The organism is Vibrio sp. TRT 1302 (assembly GCF_050113875.1).
Lineage (GTDB): Bacteria > Pseudomonadota > Gammaproteobacteria > Enterobacterales > Vibrionaceae > Vibrio.
This window is the reverse complement of record NZ_JBNJOF010000002.1, coordinates 136,861-157,755: the sequence shown is the minus strand read 5'-3', so window position 1 is coordinate 157,755 and position 20,895 is coordinate 136,861. Positions and strand designations below refer to the sequence as shown.

The 20,895-nt window shown below is 46.8% G+C and carries 24 protein-coding genes; 22 read left to right on the top strand and 2 right to left on the bottom strand.

Going from position 1 to position 20,895, the window contains the following annotated elements; translation table 11 throughout:
- Position 1 precedes the first annotated feature (1 nt).
- Together ACQEXP_RS03520 and ACQEXP_RS03515 are read right to left on the bottom strand one after the other, a co-directional pair.
- A complete protein-coding gene (locus ACQEXP_RS03520) occupies positions 2-1,333 on the bottom strand; it encodes a sigma-54 dependent transcriptional regulator (protein ID WP_269376152.1) in 1,332 nt (443 codons plus the stop codon).
- A complete protein-coding gene (locus ACQEXP_RS03515; RefSeq protein ID WP_269376153.1) occupies positions 1,330-2,157 on the bottom strand; it encodes an OmpA family protein in 828 nt (275 codons plus the stop codon). The genes ACQEXP_RS03520 and ACQEXP_RS03515 overlap by 4 nt, the downstream gene beginning before the upstream one ends.
- Positions 2,158-2,634: 477 nt before the next feature.
- Between ACQEXP_RS03515 and ACQEXP_RS03510 the strand changes: the two genes are divergently transcribed.
- From ACQEXP_RS03510 to ACQEXP_RS03405, 22 genes are all read left to right on the top strand, one after another.
- Positions 2,635-3,453, top strand: coding sequence for a FliM/FliN family flagellar motor switch protein (locus ACQEXP_RS03510; protein ID WP_426968253.1), 819 nt, complete (start codon positions 2,635-2,637; stop codon positions 3,451-3,453).
- The gene (gene fliN / locus ACQEXP_RS03505; protein WP_269376155.1) at positions 3,450-3,815 is read left to right on the top strand and encodes a flagellar motor switch protein FliN; all 366 of its coding nucleotides are present in this window, start codon (positions 3,450-3,452) and stop codon (positions 3,813-3,815) included. Before ACQEXP_RS03510 ends, fliN begins: the two co-directional genes overlap by 4 nt.
- 13 nt (positions 3,816-3,828) lie before the next feature.
- On the top strand, positions 3,829-4,587 hold the full coding sequence (gene fliP / locus ACQEXP_RS03500) for a flagellar type III secretion system pore protein FliP (RefSeq protein WP_269376156.1): 759 nt from the start codon (positions 3,829-3,831) through the stop codon (positions 4,585-4,587).
- 11 nt (positions 4,588-4,598) lie between these two features.
- On the top strand, positions 4,599-4,868 hold the full coding sequence (gene fliQ, locus ACQEXP_RS03495; RefSeq protein ID WP_006879365.1) for a flagellar biosynthesis protein FliQ: 270 nt from the start codon (positions 4,599-4,601) through the stop codon (positions 4,866-4,868).
- The gene (gene fliR / locus ACQEXP_RS03490; protein WP_426968251.1) at positions 4,868-5,644 is read left to right on the top strand and encodes a flagellar biosynthetic protein FliR; all 777 of its coding nucleotides are present in this window, start codon (positions 4,868-4,870) and stop codon (positions 5,642-5,644) included. The genes fliQ and fliR overlap by 1 nt, the downstream gene beginning before the upstream one ends.
- Entirely contained in the window at positions 5,641-6,768 is a 1,128-nt protein-coding gene (gene flhB / locus ACQEXP_RS03485) for a flagellar biosynthesis protein FlhB (protein WP_426968249.1), read from the top strand. The genes fliR and flhB overlap by 4 nt, the downstream gene beginning before the upstream one ends.
- 31 nt (positions 6,769-6,799) lie before the next feature.
- Complete coding sequence (flhA, locus tag ACQEXP_RS03480; RefSeq protein ID WP_426968248.1) at positions 6,800-8,890, top strand: flagellar biosynthesis protein FlhA; 2,091 nt, start codon at positions 6,800-6,802, stop codon at positions 8,888-8,890.
- On the top strand, positions 8,883-9,689 hold the full coding sequence (locus tag ACQEXP_RS03475) for a diguanylate phosphodiesterase (RefSeq protein WP_269376160.1): 807 nt from the start codon (positions 8,883-8,885) through the stop codon (positions 9,687-9,689). Before flhA ends, ACQEXP_RS03475 begins: the two co-directional genes overlap by 8 nt.
- 168 nt (positions 9,690-9,857) lie before the next feature.
- Positions 9,858-10,685 carry a lateral flagellin LafA gene (gene lafA, locus ACQEXP_RS03470; RefSeq protein ID WP_269376161.1) on the top strand — a complete coding sequence of 276 codons (828 nt, stop codon included), beginning with the start codon at positions 9,858-9,860 and terminating at the stop codon, positions 10,683-10,685.
- A gap of 329 nt (positions 10,686-11,014) precedes the next feature.
- Positions 11,015-12,352 carry a flagellar filament capping protein FliD gene (fliD, locus tag ACQEXP_RS03465; RefSeq protein WP_426968245.1) on the top strand — a complete coding sequence of 446 codons (1,338 nt, stop codon included), beginning with the start codon at positions 11,015-11,017 and terminating at the stop codon, positions 12,350-12,352.
- 20 nt (positions 12,353-12,372) lie between these two features.
- Positions 12,373-12,759, top strand: coding sequence for a flagellar export chaperone FliS (fliS, locus tag ACQEXP_RS03460; protein ID WP_269376163.1), 387 nt, complete (start codon positions 12,373-12,375; stop codon positions 12,757-12,759).
- On the top strand, positions 12,743-13,057 hold the full coding sequence (locus ACQEXP_RS03455; RefSeq protein ID WP_269376164.1) for a LafD: 315 nt from the start codon (positions 12,743-12,745) through the stop codon (positions 13,055-13,057). Before fliS ends, ACQEXP_RS03455 begins: the two co-directional genes overlap by 17 nt.
- A complete protein-coding gene (locus ACQEXP_RS03450; protein WP_426968242.1) occupies positions 13,058-14,062 on the top strand; it encodes a flagellar hook-length control protein FliK in 1,005 nt (334 codons plus the stop codon).
- Between the two features lie 17 nt (positions 14,063-14,079).
- Complete coding sequence (locus ACQEXP_RS03445) at positions 14,080-14,577, top strand: flagellar basal body-associated FliL family protein (protein WP_269376166.1); 498 nt, start codon at positions 14,080-14,082, stop codon at positions 14,575-14,577.
- Positions 14,578-14,588: 11 nt separating this feature from the next.
- Entirely contained in the window at positions 14,589-15,317 is a 729-nt protein-coding gene (locus ACQEXP_RS03440) for a FliA/WhiG family RNA polymerase sigma factor (RefSeq protein WP_426968239.1), read from the top strand.
- 9 nt (positions 15,318-15,326) lie between these two features.
- Positions 15,327-16,184 (top strand): flagellar motor stator protein MotA, encoded by an 858-nt coding sequence (motA, locus tag ACQEXP_RS03435; protein ID WP_269376168.1) that lies wholly within the window; start codon positions 15,327-15,329, stop codon positions 16,182-16,184.
- Positions 16,184-17,176 carry a flagellar motor protein MotB gene (locus ACQEXP_RS03430; RefSeq protein WP_269376169.1) on the top strand — a complete coding sequence of 331 codons (993 nt, stop codon included), beginning with the start codon at positions 16,184-16,186 and terminating at the stop codon, positions 17,174-17,176. The genes motA and ACQEXP_RS03430 overlap by 1 nt, the downstream gene beginning before the upstream one ends.
- Positions 17,177-17,238: 62 nt before the next feature.
- Complete coding sequence (locus tag ACQEXP_RS03425; protein WP_426968237.1) at positions 17,239-17,526, top strand: hypothetical protein; 288 nt, start codon at positions 17,239-17,241, stop codon at positions 17,524-17,526.
- A 193-nt stretch (positions 17,527-17,719) separates the two neighbouring features.
- Positions 17,720-17,881, top strand: coding sequence for a hypothetical protein (locus tag ACQEXP_RS03420; protein ID WP_426968235.1), 162 nt, complete (start codon positions 17,720-17,722; stop codon positions 17,879-17,881).
- Between the two features lie 96 nt (positions 17,882-17,977).
- Positions 17,978-19,633 (top strand): SgrR family transcriptional regulator, encoded by a 1,656-nt coding sequence (locus ACQEXP_RS03415; protein ID WP_426968233.1) that lies wholly within the window; start codon positions 17,978-17,980, stop codon positions 19,631-19,633.
- A gap of 7 nt (positions 19,634-19,640) precedes the next feature.
- Positions 19,641-20,306, top strand: coding sequence for a glutathione S-transferase N-terminal domain-containing protein (locus ACQEXP_RS03410; protein ID WP_426968231.1), 666 nt, complete (start codon positions 19,641-19,643; stop codon positions 20,304-20,306).
- A 227-nt stretch (positions 20,307-20,533) separates the two neighbouring features.
- Positions 20,534-20,866 (top strand): PBPRA1643 family SWIM/SEC-C metal-binding motif protein, encoded by a 333-nt coding sequence (locus ACQEXP_RS03405; protein WP_269376174.1) that lies wholly within the window; start codon positions 20,534-20,536, stop codon positions 20,864-20,866.
- Positions 20,867-20,895 lie beyond the last annotated feature (29 nt).

Sequence of the window (20,895 nt, the reverse complement as noted above, 5' to 3'; positions counted from 1 at the left end):
TTTATGCTGCTGAGCCAAGTACTGACTGTAGATCGATGCCTTGTTCACGCATTGCCGCTAACTTGTAGCGCAAAGCACGGGTAGTGACGCCAAGTGCGTTTGCAGTCTTGGTTCGATTACCGCCGAACTGACGTAATTTATCGAGAATATATTGGTACTCAGCTTGTTTCTTCGCTTCAACGTGGCCCATATTGCTCGATGGCTGAGGCTCTACGACAGGGCTGAGTAATTCGGTCGGGAGCATCAAATCCTGAGCGGTAATGTAATCGCCATGGCGCATCACCAGCGCCCTTTGGATCACGTTTTCCAACTCTCGAATATTGCCCGGCCAGTGATAGTGACTAAGGGCCGCCATCGCATCTTGAGATAAATGGCACTGGCCACCTTCGTGATACTTGTTAATGAAGAACTGGCTGATGGGAAGGATGTCTTCCTGACGTTCGCGCAGTGGAGGCCAATGGAGAGGTAAGACATCAAGTCGATAGTACAAATCTTCACGAAACGTACCTTGTTTCACCTCTTCACGTAGATCCTTATTGGTCGCGGCAATCACGCGGATATCTAGTTGAATCGGTTTATGGCTTCCCACTCGTTCAACTTCTCTCTCTTGTAAAACACGCAATAACTTGGCCTGCACTGCTGGAGACATCTCACCGATTTCATCAAGCAAGATAGTGCCGCCGTTTGCCTCTTCAAACTTGCCGCTTTGCGAATTCGTCGCGCCAGTGAACGCCCCTTTAACATGACCAAACAGCACAGCTTCAAGCATTGATTCAGGAATAGCGGCACAATTGACCGCGACAAACGGACCTTCTGCACGTGAAGATTGATGATGCACGTATCGCGCTAATACCTCTTTGCCGGTACCCGACTCTCCCGTAATCAGGACACTCGCGTTAGTACACGCTGCGCGGTGAGCAAGTTGCAGAACTTGTTTACTACGCCACGACTCCGCCACAATATTGGTAATGGGTTTTCCAATCGCCTCGACACGGCTCAGTAGATTAATCAGTTGGCTTTTTTCAAAGGGGCGCAATAAGTAGTCTGTCGCTCCCGCTTTCATTGTTTCCGCAGCCAAGATCCCTTGCTCTTGTTCGACAATCGCGATTGCAACACCATCGCCAGGTTTCTTCTGGTGGCAGTTGACGAACTCACGCACACACATATCAGGGAGATTAGAACTCACCAAAGTAATAACGGCTTGTTGTTCAAGTAAAGCACTGCGTCCAGTACGAGAATGGGTAACTTGATACCCAGACTCCTCTAACACGCGAATGACCGGTTGAGCTAACTCATCTCTTGGCTCAACCAACAAGATATTTGTCTCTGTCATGATTGAACCTTTGTGATGTTATTTGGCTTTGATGACACTGGAACCACCATTTCATTTGATCGGATCAATCGTAGAGTGACTCGTCGATTTTTTGCCTGTCCGGCGGATGTCGCATTAGTTGCCGTTGGATAGCGAGAGCCGTGGGCACGAACCTCTATCTTGCTCTGGCTCACGCCGAGGCGATTAAGTTGCTGGCTAACAAGGTCAGCGCGAAGGCGCGATAAGGCAAGGTTGCTCGTTCTCGAACCTGAACTGTCTGTGTGTCCATCAACTAAGATCTTGCTGACCTTGGGGTCAGCCTTCAAATAACTCACTAATGCCGTAAGCGTATTTAATTGTTCGGTCGTTAAGTTTTTCTGCCCGCTATTAAAATGGAGAGAAATATCTTTCGCATGCGAATAAGAGATTAACGGTAATGAATTCTGACAATTTACAAACTCACGCAACGGCTGATGAATTCTCACCGTCGGAATGAGGTATGAACGCAGAGCGGAAGTATCTCTTCCGCCTAAGGAAAAGCGAATCCATCCACCACGTTCGATAAATTGAATTAAGCGAGAGATGTTCTGCTCGAACACAATAGACTCCCTAGCCTGATCATATTGTTCAGTTATGAGCAATGACGCCACCTCACCCTGCCAAGGTGCAGGATGGCCGTATAGCACACTGTTAGCTACCTCTATGTCGACGTTGTTTAGGTGAATATTTAAATACGGGTTATTTCGCTCTTCAGAGCGGAAATAAAACTTCCCCTGTCCATCATCGATATATTTCAACTCACACTCTAAATTATTACCTTTATATTGCCATTCAACCTCATCCATAGGAAAAACAACAATATCATTGGCAAACAAAGAGAATGAGGAAAATAAAAGAAATAGCCAATGCAATTTCGAACAATTAATCATCAGTTCCCAACAAATTATTAAAATAAAGCATTATAAAATTTAAAATTATTCTTGGCAGTTATCATTCGACTCACCTGACTGTTTATTAGCCAATCTACAAACCGCTTCCAGCAGTTAGATTGTTAAATTTTTATGCATAAAAAACAGTCATATAAAGTGATATATGCAACAATAGATTGATAGCAGACAAATCCATTCACCAAACTTTATATGAAGTGAAACTAACCTTTTTCATTTTTGATGAGAAGCTCTAAAGCAGCCATTAAATCAACATATGGAGTAAAATCACAAAATTTATATATTGGCTTAAATATATTTAATAATTCTATGTAGACTGGCGCCGTTCGAAGATAGAAATAACCCACCAATTGTCAAGGAATGGTTAAATATAAAATGGAATCCAGAGATAAAAAGTCTATTCCTAATTACCAACCACTAAGCGTAGAGTCTTTGGGAAAACCGATACATGTCATTCGAGATAAGTTGGAAGAGCTGATTTCTTCTTCATGTAATAACCTGACTTTCCAACTGCAAAGCTGGCTCAAGAGCAATCAGATCGACACTCACCTGAGCGCAGTATCGCTACATTGTTTCGCTAACAATGAAATGGAAAACAGTACCACCAGCACATTCAAACACGACGCTGGCGGAAAAGTGTTTGTTCACTGTGACAAAGCCACACTGATCAAGTTAGCCGATAGTTTCTACGGAGCACACGTAGACCGAACAGAAGCGACCCTCAGTAACAGCGACCTACGATTACAAGATCGTATCGGTCAGTTAATCACTCAATGGTTGGCTCCAAAAGAGATGTGGACAGCAGCAGAGTTCGAGCTGGCGCTTGGTACAGGCTTGTATGCCAAAATTGATATTCAACTCAACAATCATCATGGCAGCCTGCACATTAAGCTCGACGAGCAACTGGTCAAGACGCTGACGGAACAACTCGATCTCCAACCAAACGACACGCTCTACGATTCATTTTGCCACTCGTTGAAGGCAACCCCCGTCCGACTAAACGTACTGCTTAGCCAGAAACGTATGCCGTTGAGCGAATTACTTTCACTTAAAGCCAATGACATTTTGCCGATCGAGCTTTTATCTAACGCCCCAGTCAGCATTGGTGACCAGCACCTATTTAATGGCCGTGTTGCCGAAAAAGAGGGGCAGCTTGTTTTAATCATTAATCACGATAAGGAACCTCTGCTATGAGTGAGTCAATCGATACCACCTTCAACGGTGAAGAACTAAATTTCGACGATTTTGAATTAGAAGGGACTCATTCTGATCTTCTTGAAACTTCAGCGCCAATGCCTGAACGTGACCTCAGCTTCTTTAAAAACATACCCGTGACCGTCACCCTAGAAGTCGCTAGCAAAGACATTCCTTTAGGTGAGTTGATGAAAGCCGGAGAAGGAAGTGTGATTGAGCTGGATAAACTCAATGGTGAACCTCTTGATGTCAAAGTTAATGGCTCACTAATGGGGCACGCTGAAGTGGTTGTCGTGAATGAAAAGTACGGCTTGCGTTTGATTGACGTGGTCGATTCTTCACTTAAAACTGCGCTTCAATAAGGCTGAATTCACCATGGCAAAGCTCGGTTCTGCTAAAGGTTGGCTAGCGATCATCACCGCTTCTCTTGTGCTCTTTTCTTTGCCCTTATCGGCGAATGACACTGGACTAACGATACTGTCGGTCAGCGATGGATCTTCTCAACAAGAATACAGCGTCAAGCTACAAATTTTGTTGTTGATGACCGCATTAAGCTTTCTGCCAGCCTTTATTTTGATGGCAACCAGCTTTACTCGAATCATCGTCGTCTTAGCCATTCTCAGACAGGCACTCGGTTTACAGCAGAGCCCACCTAACCGTGTCTTGGTTGGTATTGCGCTTGCGTTATCGCTACTCATCATGCGCCCTGTATGGACGGACATTTACCACAATGCCTTTCAGCCCTACGACAATGGCGAAATAACTCTGATGCAGGCTTTTGCGGTCGCGGAAAAACCAGTAAGAAACTTTATGCTGGCACAGACTCAACAAACGTCATTAGAACAGATGCTCCGCATCGCCAATGAGCCGCTTGATACGAATGTTGAAGAGATCTCTTTCGCCGTCGTGCTACCCGCGTTTGTCATCAGTGAACTAAAAACCGCTTTTCAAATCGGCTTCATGTTGTTCATCCCTTTCTTAATCATCGACTTGGTAGTAGCCAGTGTGCTGATGGCAATGGGTATGATGATGTTGTCGCCACTCATCATTTCACTGCCATTCAAATTGGTCGTGTTTGTTCTGGTTGATGGTTGGGCTATGACCGTCGGTACCCTATCCGCGAGCTTTGGCTAACAGGAGCTGTTATGACACCTGAAATGACCGTTTCGCTGTTTTCCAATGCTGTCTGGCTGATCATCACTATGGTAGCGGTTCTTGTCGTGCCGGGGCTGATTGTTGGCCTTGGGATCGCCATTTTTCAGGCCGCGACTCAAATCAACGAACAAACACTCAGCTTCTTACCTCGTCTGCTAGTGACTCTATTGATGGTGATTTTTGCGGGTCACTGGATGCTGAGAAAAATCATGGAACTGTTTGACTACCTGTTCCACAACATTCCGGGAATGATTGGTTGATGGATATCACCTTTGCCGATTTGTCACGTTTTCTCGGTCAGCTTTGGTGGCCTTTTTTCCGTATTGGGGCGGTATTTATCTCGATGCCATTTTTTGGTGATGCTCTGATACCAGTCTGGGTTCGTAGCTTATTGGCCCTTTCCATTGTGGTCGTCGCTGCCCCCCTAATGCCGCCAATGCCCGCTGTCGACTTATTCTCGCTTTCGTCACTTTTTCTCGCCTTCGAGCAAGCCATTTGGGGGCTGTTTTTTGGCCTAATACTCCACATGCTGTTTTCGATATTTACCACACTTGGTCAAATCCTATCGATGCAGATGGGGCTTGGTATGGCGATGATGAACGATCCAGTAAATGGTATGTCAGTCGCGATTCTTGGTCGTATTTTCCTAATTTTCAGCACCTTACTATTTCTTTCCCTCGAAGGACACCTAGTGATTCTTGATGTGCTAATCCAGAGTTTTAGAGTCTGGCCTGTAGGTTCAGGGCTCTCGTTTGTCTCTTTCCAAGGGATTGTGAACCTTTTTAGCTGGATGTTTGCCTCCGCTCTGGCACTGGCTCTCCCTGCAATCGTCTCTATGTTATTAGCTAACATCAGCTTTGGCGTGATGAACCGCGCTGCACCCTCACTCAACGTTTATGCTCTCGGCTTTCCGATGACCATGTTGCTCGGCCTATTTAGTGTTCTGATCTCTATATCTGGTGTGCCGAGTCGCTACACAATTCTGGTCAACGACACCCTCAAATATCTCAGTCAGTACATGCAAGGTGGCGTATGAGTGACCAGTCGTCTCAGGATAAAACCGAACAGGCCTCAGCACAGAAAATTAAAAAGGCGCGTGACGAAGGCCAGATTCCTCGAGCCAAGGAATTCACTACCGCGGTTATTTTTGTCGCGGTCGCCGTCTACTTCTATAGCCAGCTCCCTGCTATTTGGCACAGTGTTGCCGGTGTCTTTCGATACAACATGTCACTGACCAAACAAGACTTGGCAAATCCAACGCAGATGATTGAGCAATTAGGTCACAGCCTAGGGGCGGTCATCCAGCTATTAGTGCCATTGTTTATCGTGATCATTGTCGTCGCAGTCGCCAGTACTCTCATCCTTGGTGGCTGGATGTTTAGGCCCGCTAACGTGATGCCAAAGCTGAGTAAACTCAATCCGTTAAGTGGCATCAAACGCATGTTTTCCAGCCGCTCAGTGGTAGAGTTGCTTAAATCAACATTCAAAGTGACGGTAATTTTTGCCCTCTTGTATGCCTACTTAAACAATCACTTACAACCGCTCCTCGGCATGCAGCGACTCTCTCTAGAGCAAGGGGTCGTGAAAGTGATGATGATCCTATTTGATGGGCTACTTTTGATGGGGTTTGCCCTGCTGCTATTTGGTGTCATCGATATTCCCTACCAACGCTGGGAGCACCTTAAAGAGCTTCGCATGACGAAGCAAGAGCTTAAGGAAGAGTACAAAAACAATGAAGGTCGACCTGAAGTTAAGCAGCGTATTCGTCAAATTCAGCAACAGTTCGCAAGGCGTAAGATTGAAAAGATGGTGCCAACCGCCGATGTGGTCATCACCAACCCGACTCACTATGCAGTAGCGGTGAAATATGACCCAGCCATATCAGACGCACCATTCGTGGTCGCCAAGGGTGTTGACGAAACGGCCATGCATATTCAGCGTATCGCCCGAGAAAATAAGGTAGAGATCGTCAATTCTCCGCCTTTGACCCGTTCCATCTATTACACCACAGCAATAGAGCAAGCCGTTCCAAGCCAGCTCTATATTGCTGTCGCTCATATTCTGACTTACGTCATACAACTTAAATCGTTTCGTACTGGTCGTGGCGAAAAGCCGATGCCACTGCCTCACTTCGTGATTCCGAAACACTTGCAACACTGATCACTCGATTTATTCCAAGGACATCAAAGCTATGCTCAATCGGTTAAAACAACTACAGACTTCTGCAAAAGGATTTATCGGAATTCCGCTGGTGTTACTCATGGTGCTGGCGATGGTGATTCTGCCGCTGCCTCCACTATTATTAGACGCCCTATTCACGTTTAACATTGTGTTGGCCATCTTGGTTCTTTTGGTTAGCACCACCGCGAAGAGACCCCTCGATTTCTCTATATTTCCGACCATATTGCTGGTCGCCACACTACTCCGTTTGACCCTAAACGTGGCCTCTACCCGAGTGGTATTACTTGAAGGTCACAATGGTGGAGACGCAGCGGGTAAAGTGATTCAAGCATTTGGTGAAGTAGTGATTGGCGGTAACTACGTCGTCGGTATGGTGATATTCGTTATCCTAATGATCATCAACTTTGTCGTGATTACCAAAGGTGGCGAACGAATTTCCGAAGTGTCGGCGCGTTTTACTCTTGATGCCTTACCCGGTAAACAGATGGCCATCGACGCTGACCTAAATGCAGGTCTTATTGACCAGCATGCTGCACGTCAACGTCGTCGCGAAGTCGCGAACGAAGCAGATTTTCATGGCTCAATGGACGGTGCCTCAAAGTTTGTTCGCGGAGATGCGATTGCAGGTCTACTGATCCTGTTCATCAACATTACTGGTGGTATCAGCATTGGCGTGTTCGAACATGGCCTTTCTGCCTCGGATGCCTTCAAAACTTACGCCCTGCTAACGATTGGTGATGGTCTGGTCGCCCAGATACCTTCGCTACTTCTAGCAACTGCGGCGGCAATCATAGTGACGCGCATCAACGATAGCGACAATGATATGTCGGAGACGATGCACAAACAGCTGCTCGCCTCACCGACCACCCTTTTCACTGTCGCGACAGTCATGTTGATCATAGGTCTGGTTCCTGGAATGCCTCATCTGGCATTCTTCACTTTCGCCGCTGTGGTGGCTTTTGCAGGCTGGCGCCAGTACAAAAATCCGCATCATGATGCTCAGATGGATCACATCGAGCAAATCGGCCAAACGATGCAGCAAGAGGAAACGCCACTCAGTTGGGAGGACATTCCCCACGTTCATACCCTTTCTCTTGCATTAGGCTACCGACTTGTTCATCTGGTCAATAAAGAACAGGGAGCCCCACTGACCCAACGTATTCGTGGTCTGCGCCGTAATTTGTCTGAGCAGGTTGGCTTCTTACTGCCTGAGGTCCGTATTCGCGACAACCTCAGCCTCAAACCAAACCAATACACCATCTCGCTAAATGGTGAAGTGATTGAACAGGGTTTTATTGAACCGGATCGTCTGATGGCGATTGCTGTGGGTGAAACGTATGGTGAAGTAGATGGCATCTTGGGCAGCGACCCTGCTTATCAGCTTCCGGCAGTATGGATTGAGCATCCAGACAAGGCGAAAGCTCTCAACATGGGCTACCAAGTGGTTGATGATGCGACGGTCATTGCCACCCACATTAGCAAGGTAATAAAAACGCACTTGGCTGAATTGTTTAATCATGATGATGTCGAAGCCATGACACAACGGTTAACTCAACAAGCCCCTAAATTGGCAGAAGCGTTGACCGCCGCCCTGAACCCAGCGCAGCAACTCAAGGTATTTCGTCAACTCTTGCTCGATCAGGTTCCTTTGCAGGATATTCGCACCATTGCCAATACCATGCTTGAATCTGCGGAGAATACCAAAGATCCGATCCTACTTGCCGCGGATGTACGCTGCGCTCTGCGCCGCACTTTGGTCAATCTCATTGCGGGTCAAAAGAATGAGCTCAAGGTTTATGCCCTTTCTGACGAGCTTGAACAAATGCTGCTCACCTCTTTGCATCAGGCGCAGGCAAGTGGTGCCGTGATGTTAGATAGCTTCCCGATTGAGCCCAATATTCTCAGCCAATTCCAGCAGAATTTACCTTTAGTTAAGCAGCAACTAAAACAACAAGGCATCGCGCCAATTCTTTTGGTTATGCCTCAACTGCGACCTCTTATCGCAAGATATGCACGCACCTTTTCACAAGGCTTAGCGGTGCTGTCATACAACGAAATTCCAGAAACAAAACAGATCAATGTGGTAGGTAACCTTGGATAATCTAAACTCACATCAGGCCATGTATGGCTACATCATCAAACTCATGGAAGAGCACGCTGAGACCACAGATGACGCGCTGTTGTTTGAAGCGCTAAAGCACAATGATATTAAGCACGCTTGTCAGGCAATCAGGGAGATACGCTCCGAAGAGGTCGAGTTCCAACATCTGACACTCCGATTTGGCGGAGAGGGCGAACAGAGCGTCTACCAGTTTGATTTGTCGGAAAATATTCAGTATTGCCTCGACTTGTTCAGCCTCTATCTTGCTATTCGACAAACCCAGTTTCAGTTAGAAACCTTTCATCCTGATCTGATTAGCAATGTGGTTGTCCCACTCAAGATTGATGCATTGAACTGGCCTCAAGGACAGACTTTCTTTCAACAAGTGGTCCAATGCCACGGGAAAGCTTTCGCTCACGTCATTCCATCGCTTCAGATGTCGGATAACGGGTTCACCACTGAAACCTATCAGCTTATTGAGAAAATTGAGCAGTCGGCGTACTCGGTGTGGTTTGAAGTGTCACCGCCATGCGACAGGCTTGAACACATAGCCGCACTCAAGCCAGCAATGCTAAAACTCTCTATCTCATTAGCAGATAAAGAGAACGGCCAAGTGCTCATCCCTGTGATTAAGCAATTGCGGAAAAACAAGATTAAATGGGTAGCCAGCCGCGTCGCCAGCCAAAAAGAACTCAATCAATATAAATTGCTGGGTGCCAGTTACTATTTTGGTTACTTCAGCGATATCCCTACTGCGCTCTCTTTTAAAACGTTCGAAAACGATAGTGAGGTGTGGTAAACGGCCAAATAGTGGAATCAACATCACCAATATCACCACTAAACGCTGATTTTCGCCATTATTTGAATTTTTTAATTAATTTCTGACAATCAGCGTCCGCCTCTAGTTAGTGACCAGGGAAGTCCTGGAGCCGAAATCTAAGTATTGAGAGAAACGAAGGAGACTAAGATGGCTTTATCAATGCACACTAACTACGCTTCACTAGTAACGCAAAACACACTAAGCAGCACTAATGATCTACTAACGACTGCGATGGAGCGTCTAAGCACAGGTCTACGTATCAACTCTGCAGCAGACGATGCAGCGGGCCTGACAATCGCTAACAAACTTGAAGCACAAACTCGCGGTATGTCTGTTGCGATGCGTAACTCTCAAGATGCTATCTCTATGCTACAAACTGCTGATGGTGCACTAGAAGAGCTAACTAACATCGCTTACCGCATGAAAGACCTAGCAACACAAGGCGCGAACGGCACTAACGGCACAACTGAACTCGCAGCACTTAATGCGGAATATCAAGAGCTAGAGCAAGAAGCAATCCGTATCATGGGCGAAACGACTTACGGTGCAGGCCAAAAGCTTCTGACTGGCGGTAAGCTAGCGGCTGCGGTTGATTTCCAAATCGGTGCTTCAGGTGCTGAGAAACTGACTGTAGACGTATCTGCTGGCCTAGCGGCAATTGACTTCACAACCACAGCAACACTAGATACCAACGCTAACTCTAACGCTGAAATTGCGAAAGTTGACGCGCTATTTGACCAAATCAACACGGTTCGTTCTGCTCTAGGTGCGAACATCAACCGTCTTGACCACACAATCAACAACTTAGCAAACATCTCTGAAAATACCGCGGCTGCGAAAGGCCGTATCACAGATGCAGACTTCGCGGTTGAATCATCTAACATGACTAAGAACCAAATGCTAATGCAAGCAGGTACAACGGTTCTTTCTCAAACGAACCAACTACCTGGAATGGCAATGTCTCTGCTTCGCTAAGCATAAGACACGCTGCTATCTAACAACTCCAGTTTACAAGCCTCCCATGCGGAGGCTTTTTTGCGATTCAGCCCCCAACTCCATCGGGTTTTGATTTAATCCTAGCCCCTCTTTGGTCGCCTTTAGAGACTAAGAAACCAGAGTTTAACGAGGAAGCAGCGGAACTTAAAACAGGAAGACTCGCTTCCGCAATTGCAGAAAAATAAATCTAAAACACTGAAAAATAACAACTTATTCAGTGGCATTCATTTTGCTATTTCTAATCAATTCAGAATCATGATGTGTCACCACTTGCTAAAGGGCTGGCACTAACAAAAGGGAGGACTCTGATGAGCTCAATAGACCCAGCCACGATGGCAACACAATTGGCTACGTTCGATGTGCAGTCGTTTAGACAACGTTATTCCACTCAAGCTTCACAATACCAGTCCCAGCTGAGTGCACTTGGCAAGGTTGAGTCTGCACTACGCGAGTTCAGAACCGCGATCAACGAGATGAACAGCAGCACTGCCGGAATCATAAAAAACAGTGCCACCATCTCGCAAGATGGTTTCTTTAGCGCGACAGCCAGCTCATCAGCCTTGACTGGCAGCTATCAGATCTTCGTCGAACAAGTTGCGACCGCTCATCAGGTTTCTGCCAACATGCCTGCCAACCTTGATGCGACAACTGAAGTCCCACTGACGGGGACGTTGGACCTGACCATAGACGGCAACACACTCACTATCGACCTATCTACGCTCGACAGTGATGGCGACGACAAGGCTACCATCGCAGATCTCACTTCTGCGATTAACAATGACCCAAATAACCCAGGGGTCAATGCCACCTTGGTTCGCTCTAATGGCCAAACCCACTTTATGCTTGCCAGTGAAGAAACCGGCGTTGCAAACACCATTAGCGTTAGTGCCTCCGGCACCGGTCAAGCTTGGTTTGAAGACGCCTTTGCCACTTTGAATCAGATCAGCACACCGCAAGATGCCATTATCTGGCTTGGAGCAAAAGATACAGGCCTACAACTGACAGGCGGCAGCAATACCTTTAGTAACGCGATTGATGGTGTCGACATCACTGTGACTCAAGCACAAGCCAGTGGTGACGCTGCGCTGACGATGAATATTGGTGGTGACCAAGACGCGACCAAAGAACAGGTCAATCAATTCATTGATGCATACAACAACTTAATGTCGGTCATCGATAAGTACTCAAAAGTCAGCAGTGAGGACTTGCAACGTCCGGCACTTGCGAGTGATCCAACACTGCGTTCGATTGAAAGCCAGATGAAGTCATTGGTTCGCGGTGATTTCGGTGGATTACGTCTGAATGATATCGGCATTGAAATTGGCCGCGATGGCAAAATGAAGCTTGATTCTGAACGATTTGAACAAGCTCAGCTCAACAACCGCACTGGGCTAGAAGCGATGTTCAACGGCAGTGGCAACCTACTCGATTCCGTCGAAGATCTGATTGAGCCCTACCTCCAGTTTTCTTCAGGTTTGTTTAAGTCACGCAAAGATGCGCTGCAAGCCAACATCGACCGCATCAACGATAAACAGGTCGTCCTCGATCGTAAATACGACATGGCCTACGACCGCTATCTAAAACAATTTACTCAAATGAACGCCATCATGCGCCAGATGAACCAAACCATGTCGTTGTTTGGTTAACCGTTATTAGGAGACAGTTTATGTTAATGGATTCAGGTTACGACTCATATCAGCAAGTCGACTTAGATGCTCAAGCCGCATCGGCTAATCCACATCAATTAGTGGTGATGCTTATTGATGGCCTGCTGAACGAAATAGAACGAGTACGTGGCCATATGTCATCGGGACGTCTGGCTGAGAAAGGGACGGGCATTAATAAATGCATGAACATTCTCGTCGGACTCGACAGTGCGTTAGACACCGATAACGGCGGTGAAATCGCACAAAGTCTGCACCAACTATACGACTTCTGTCAGGTAGAGCTATATCAGGCAAGTGTTCACAACGATCTAGATAAGTTGGTTAGCGTTGAACACGTGATGAACAACATTCGACAAGGATGGATGAGTTTTGGTCAGCACGCATAAAGTCTCTCCGGAGCGATTTCGTCATCTGGCGACCTTGATCCAAGTTGCAGCCAAAACTCAGGACTGGCACGGACTGAAACGCTACGACTTGCAATTAAGAGAGCTATTGGTGAGTCACAAGCCCTATCTACAGGATCCACGTCTTGCTCCTGTGATCAAAGAGGTCAAAGCGATCCACAAAGCGGCATTTGCTCAACTTGACGCGGCGATCAATGAGCTCGAAGCAGAGATTAACGTCGCTGATGCCAAGCATGAACGTGCTAAGGCTTATCAACTCGCGATGACTATGGAGTATTAAATGAACAGCATTTCAACTCTGCCATCAGGCGAAGGGAAAACCAGTGGGCAAAACGGTGTAACGTCAGCGATTCATCAAGCCCGATCGTTTGGTCAGTCGGCCCAGTCACAACCGTTTCAGTTAAGTGCCTACCCCTTATTCGGTCAAAGAACGCTTGAAGCAACCGAGACGCCTCAACACGCTCTGTTTGATTCAGATCCTCAACAAGTAGATGAAACTGAGTTAAGCGCAATACCTATGGGGGCGGAGGTCAACGCCGACATCGTGACGGCACAAGCACATCGCTCAAGATTAGATGCTCGCTCTGTCCACATGGTGCCACAACCAAACGCGATCGGGGCGTCAGAGGCAAACGCCTCTGCACAGTCACAACATCTTCCTAGCCAATCATCTACGTTAGCGGGGCTGACCGATATGACGATGGCGAAACATCCCATCGCCGCCACACAGATCGAAGCCATTGTGAATCAAACTCAAACCGCTTCACTGCCTCAGTTCGCGCTCGCCGCAACCGGACAGACTCATGCGAATCAGCTCTCTTTAATGGCGAGCCCGAGTGCTCTCACCCAAGGCGTGGAATGGGCATCCGTCAAAATTGATACCAGTGCAGGTCGCTGGGGTGAGCAGATGATGCAAGTGCTCCATGACCGCGTATCGCTACAAGCTCAGCAAAGCATGCAAGAAGCTAAGATACGCCTCGACCCGCCAGAGCTAGGCAAGCTCGACCTACTTGTTCGCGTCGAGGGAGACCGTTTAAGCGTGCAAATCAACGCTAACGCAGTGGCTACGCGCGAAGCACTGATTCAAGTATCAGAACGCCTGCGTGCAGAATTGCAAAACCAAAACTTTGTCCACGTCGAGGTCAACGTCGGTTCGGGTGATGCTCAACAGCAAGGCTCACATTCGCAACGTCAACATGACACAACGATTTTCTCTGCACGCGAATCTTCGTTCGTCGAGAGTTCAAGCGGCCAATCGGAACATTGGCTCAATACCCAAGCATAATAATTAGGAACAGGGTTATGACTAAACAACAACTGATCGCGATCTTTTTCGCCATGATCATTACCAGCGCTCTTGTCTCAGCAGGCACCGTTCTTGGCGGTATTTGGTTTTTAAAACAGTCTGGTAATAGCACCAATGACAAGGAGTGGTTCGCCGATTCACCGTTGGCGTTTCTCACTCAACCACCAGCCCCATCTCGCACACCCAGCTTTCACGAACTGGATAAAATCGTCCTAAGCGTCAAAGGCAAAAGACAAACCCATTTTGTGATGTTGGAAGTGGCTGTTGAAACACGCCGCCCAGATAGAATCGAGTCCATCGATGATTACATGCCGATTGTTCGCAACTCGCTACTCAAGCTGTTTAGTGACAAAACCTATGATGACTTGCGTCAGGATGGTGCCGTCAATCTGCTCCAAAACCAAGTCAAACAGACGGTACTGCTTGCGCTGGAAAATACCGATATTGTCGCAGAAATCGATGATGTATTACTGACCAAATACGTCGTTCAGTAAGGAGAACGACTATGTTTGATCTCAGCTTTGAGCAAGAGTATCACCTCGATAGTGAAATTAGCTCACCAACCGTCGCCATTGATGAAAACAAATTGCTGTCACAGCACCAGATACTCGTCAAACGCATCGTCAATCAGCTTCGTGCTCATGCTACTCAGCATTGCAGCATTGAAGACATGCAGCAGATTGGTTTGATTGGCCTACTAGAAGCGGGGCGACGTTATGGTGATATTGATGACCCAAACTTCCCTGCTTTTGCGGTTTGCCGCATTCGGGGAGCGATTCTCGACGAATTACGTCGATTAGATTGGCGTTCTCGTAAAACGCGTCAACAGGCGCACGAACTCAATGATGTCACACGCGATTTAATGCGCAGTCTTGGTCGTCAGCCAACCGATGCAGAGATCATTAAAGCTCTCGGCACAGATGAACAAGACTACTACGCGAGACAAAATGCGGCCCTAGCAGGCGAAATGCAAAGTCTGGATCAGTTGATTGAAAACGGAGTCGAAAGCCACATTGATGCCAGTTACGACGGCATGGCACATGAACAGACCCGCCGAGCTCTTCAGGCGGCACTCGACAAGATGCCCCAGAGAGAACAACTGCTGCTGACCCTGTTCTATCAACACGAACTCAACCTACATGAAATCGCCTTAGTTCTGAATCTGACGCCACCAAGGATCTGCCAGCTTCACAAACAGGCGTTAAAACAACTCAACCAATATCTATCCAGCTAGGAGTCACAAATGCAAAAATTTTTTGGAGCCCTCACCGTCTTGTTGTGTGTCTTTGGCGGATATGTCTGGGCCGGAGGTAATCTCGGTGCAATTTGGCAACCAGCAGAATACATGATCATCATTGGCGCAGCGGCGGGGTCACTCATCATAGGGAACCCGCCTCAAGTTCTCAAAGAGATGCGTCGTCAGATCCGTATGACCATCTCAGGACCAAAAGAAGAACGTGAATACTGCATGGAACTGATGGCATTGATGCAAGTCTTGCTCGAAACCGTTCGCAGCGGTGGTTTTAAATCTCTTGATAAACATATCGAAAACCCAGAACAGAGCCCAATATTCAGCCGCTATCCCTTGGTAGCGAAAGATTATCGCCTAGTTTCTTTCATTACCGACAATCTGCGTTTAATGGCAATGGGACAAATGTCGCCTCATGAACTAGAGGGACTGCTGGAACAAGAGATTGATGCCATTCAGACCGACCTATTGTTGCCATCACGCTCCATGCAACGTACCGCAGAAGCCCTTCCTGGTTTCGGTATATTAGCGGCGGTGGGTGGAATCATCATCACGATGCAAGCAATAGACGGCTCAATTGCAATGATTGGCTACCACGTAGCCGCAGCCCTTGTTGGTACGTTCGTCGGGATCTTCGGTTGCTACTGCTGCCTCGATCCACTTAGCAACGCGATGGCACAAAGAGTCAAAAGAGACATGACCGCTTTTGAATGTGTCAGGGCTACCCTAGTCGCTTATGTTGCTAAAAAACCGACACTATTGGCAATTGACGCCGGCCGTAAACACATTCAGCTCGATATCAAACCCACTTTTAATCAGATGGAGAAGTGGCTAGCTGAGCAGGAGGGATAATGCAAAGACAAGAACAGGTAGTGTTCAAACGAAGTAAAAATCACGACCATGAGCCTCACCACGGAGGCGCATGGAAAGTGGCTTTTGCCGACTTTATGATCGCATTAATGGCACTGTTTTTGGTGTTGTGGGTCATGCAGGTGGTTGATAAAGAAGAACGCAAAGCAATTGTTGCCCATCTGCATAGCTCAAGTGTCTTTGACAAAAGCTACGGGAACCCTTTTGATACGTCACAGAGTATATCGCCGATTGATTTGGCGTCTGACTCATCTGTACCGAGCCGCCATGACTCTACACATACCGTGAACTCTTTTTTTGACGGCGATGGCGATGGTCCCGAAACCGATGCATTAATTCCAGGAACGTTTGATACTCAAGAAAGACTCGCGGCACTGGCTAAGGTCATAGAGGAAGCCGTTCGTCAAAGCAGCGCTCAGGGTAACGTCAACGTGACGGTGACGCCGCAGGGCTTGCGTATCGTGCTCCAAGATGACTACAAGCAGCATATGTTTAGTCGTGGCGGCTCCGAACTCACTCCGTTCTTTGAAGATCTGTTACTGGCATTGGCGCCGGTGTTTAAACGCGTGGTGAATCCCATCATCATCAGCGGCCATACCGACGCTACCTTGTTCAAACACCGTTTTAAGCAAACCTCGAACTGGGAGCTTTCCGCGTCGAGGGCGAATGTCGCACGAGTCACCTTGGTCTCTGGTGGCATGCCGGATGAGCGAGTGCTACAGGTGACAGGCATGTCTGACCGCGCCCTGCTCAATAGTGAGGAACCGGAATCGAGCGAAAACCGTCGTATAGAGCTATTTGTACTCACAACGCCAGCCGCACAAGTCTTGCAAACTCTGTTTGGGGAACAGGACGACAGCGAACTGAAAAAAGCTCGTGACAAAGCACGCTTCAACCAGCCAGTGGTTCGTCAGGAACTGATCCGCCATACCGAGCCTGTTGAAGCCAACGCAAGCCAACTCCAAAACCTTTAACACTGTGCCAGATGGCTGGCTAACGCTATCAGACATCTGGCCAAGCAGATAATTAGATTCTCATGCCACAACATTCAGTCAACACAGCTAAAAAAGACGGTTTAAAAAAGGCCTTCTTATGGCTCATTATCATCGACTATATGTTGCTCACGCTATTTTTGAGCCAGCTATACAACCTGACTCTCAATGCAGGCACGGGCATCAGTACCCTACTGCTTATCTACAATGTGCTGCTCACCTTTCTCTGTTTCCAGCGAACCAACAAACAGGAAGCGCACATTATCTATCCCACTCTGTCTGCGACCTTGCTCGCTTTCGTCTGCTTTCTCTATTATTTTTTTCTTATCTAGATAAGCTAACATCGCCTAAAAGACATTTGATGCCCGCAGAAGGTGAGTCACCTGAGGGGTGACACCATCTCAGTTTTCCATCACTGGACAGGGGCGAATTAAAAGGTGAACTAATTGTTTTCAACTGGACATTATTACTTCGGGTTTGTTCGCTAATAATAGCGACATAAACCTTTGCTGTGTGAGTAATACCATGAATCCATTAGACTACACCTTCTATACTTTAAACGCGAAACAGTACTTACCGGAACCACCTCAAACGATGACAGTGATACAAACTCAAAGCCGTCCTCGTTTGTCTGGTATCGTGTTCTTGGTGGGATTCATAGTCGGCCAGATCGTCCATATCTATTAATCTCGGCCTGCTTGATAATAAGCACACTATTTTACGTGACGTCGCCAAATCACAGAGTGAGCCGTCGTTTCTAATGAAGATAATTTTGAGGTTGACATGGTAGGTTCTCAGTTGTTGTCCACGAGTCATCTACAACGCTTAAAGCAGCTCGAGAAACATTTTTCTCGTAATGAAACTTATGATGTCGATATCGTCACCCTTGCTGAAATTCTGGTCTGCTCAGAAAGGTACGTGAGTAAGCTAATGGCTGCTTTCGAGAGTTTTGGGCTTATCCATTGGGCTTCGGGTCAGGGACGTGGCCACCGCTCTAAACTGACACTACTCAAAAGTTTTGAGGCCTCACTGCTGACTCAGCTAGAGCAGATGGCTCGGTCTGGCAGAATGAATCAGGCATTTCGGCTAGCCACTCAATTTGGCGAAGTCCGCCTATTTCAAGATCACATACCTCTCTGGTTAGGGGACGCACAACAGGAACTGAAAAAGCAGAACACTTTAATGTATTTAGTGCCATATATGCTGCCTGAATGGCGTCCACATTTGGCACAATCCGCTCGTTCTATTTTATTAATCGAAAGCGTGTTCGACACCTTAGTGCGCTATGACCCCATTCAAAATGATATTGTGCCTCACATCGCACACCAATTTCATTTCAGCGACAAGCAAATCCGTCTTCGCATCCGCAATGACATCATGATGCACAATGGAGAAGCGCTGACACCGGAGCTGGTCAAAAAAAATATCGAGATGCGTCTCAACACGCCGCACCCATATCAAATTCTATTTCGCCATGTCGAGCGAATTGACATAGATAAGCAGTGGCTCATTTTCTCTATGCGTCAATCTGACCCCGTTTTGCTTCATTTATTAGCCGATTCGCACAGTGCGATTTTTGATTATCAGGCATCAAAACCTATCGGGTGTGGAGCATATCGGGTCGAAAGTCTGGAAAAGCAGTATTGGAGTTTGGTTCGTAATAACCACTATTTTGGCTTTGGTGGCCATATTGAACGAGTAGAGTTTTGGTGTAGCGATGCCCAACCTCAAACGCCTATGCACGTGGCAGAACTGCTCTATTGCGAATCTCAACCCGCTCAGCCACAAAAAGTCGATCGCAGTGGGTGTACTGTTTTGCAGTTTCATCATCATGCAAACGCCTTGTCCGCTCAAGAAAGAGCTTGGCTTGTTCATCATAGTCGACGCTTTACACTCGATAGCCAAAAAAGAGCAGCGAATAGCGTGATGGATTGCCATCAAGATAAGGGGTTTCACTTGTTCAATCACGACATGAAACTGCCATCTCGTCCGGTGGTCATTGAAGTGATAGACAGTCATATGAGGGAGTTGCAACCTTTGCTTGATGCGTTGTCTCAAAAAGGGGTTATTTGGCAGGTATGTCTTCAAGGACAATCTCAAGATGTGGCTGTTGATGTCTCCTACGACTGTTACGTATTTGGCGACGACCTGACGTTCCAGTATTACGAATGGCTACTTTGTGGCAATGTGTTTAGTCTATGTTTGCCTGAACGAGGAAAACAAAGCCTATTAACCTTTATTGATATGCTCATGCAGGAAAGTAACGACAGTGAGGAGTTTCTGCACAAGCTGTATCGAGCGGAGGATTGGCTTATCCAGAACTATTATTATTGTCCTCTGTGGCGCAATCATTTCACCGTCACTCGCGCGGACAATTTGTATGGCACCGAAACCAACAATATGGGTGTCATGTCTTTGGTCAATATGTGGTTGGAGTAAAACACCTATGGTCACTTTTTACGAACTGTGTGGGGACGATGGCTTAAAATTCAGTCCTTATTGTTGGCGAACGAAAATGTGCTTAATACACAAAAATATCGCGTTTGATACCTTAGACCTATCTTTTGTCGACATTCAGGCTCAGTTTAAGGCGCAGTTTTCTACGCTCCCCGCCATCAAAGATGGTGAAACAGTGCTCTCTGATTCGTTTAACATCGCTGATTATCTCGAGGCCCACTACCCTGAATCACCTTCATTATTTGGCGGTGAAAAAGGGCGTTTAATGGCACTTTTTTTCCATGAGTGGGCAGCATCATTACATTCGGACATCGCCAAAATCGCCATCTTCGACATTTACTGCAAGCTAAAAGAGCGCGATAAAGATTACTTTCGTTCCTCTAGAGAGAAACATTTTCAGGACAGCTTAGAAAATGTACAGAGCAACAACCAAGAGTTAGCAAAGGCCGACTTACTCAAAAAAATGAGAGTACTGGAATCTTATTTAGCTAAGACACGATATTTATCAGGCGATACGCCCATGTATGCAGACTATATCGTCTATGGAACCTTGAAGTGGCTGCTGTCTACGAGTAACGCTTTTACGGAGGAAATGCTGACTAGCCATGTTTTGAATTGGTATAAAAGCCTAGACAAAATGGGAACTGAAAACTAACACAGCCCTCGATCCAATGAGCCCAATGTGGAAGCAAAACAGAGCGATACGCTTGGGTTCATTTCATGCTTCTCAACATCGATTCATTGTTTTGCAATTCTCTGCCAAGTTTATTGCTATACCACTTTTCTACGACACTAAATTTTCATCAATTTCAGCTTTATCATTTTAATTCGATACGTATAATCCCTGCTCAATTTCTTACATACCAAGTAAAGAGTATCTGCATGTCTAAGCTGTTTTTTAAAGGTCGAATCGAAACTCGACAAAATCACGTACTGTCAGGCTACAACGTTAATCGTGCCATCAAAGCAGGTACAGAAGAAGCGCCGATCAATATCGTTGTTCCGACAGAGTTACGTAAACAAGAAATCGAGGCCATTACTCTGGAGCACTCGATTGTCGCTAACATCACTGTAGATGAAAGCCAAGAGGAAAACACGATCGAGCTAGATACACTCCTGAACAAGGCAAAAACAACGGTTTTTGAAAAAAAACCAAACAGAAACGACCCTTGTAGCTGTGGTAGCGGCAAAAAATACAAGAAGTGCTGCGCTTAGATTCCTAATACCGCCCTCACACGGCGGTA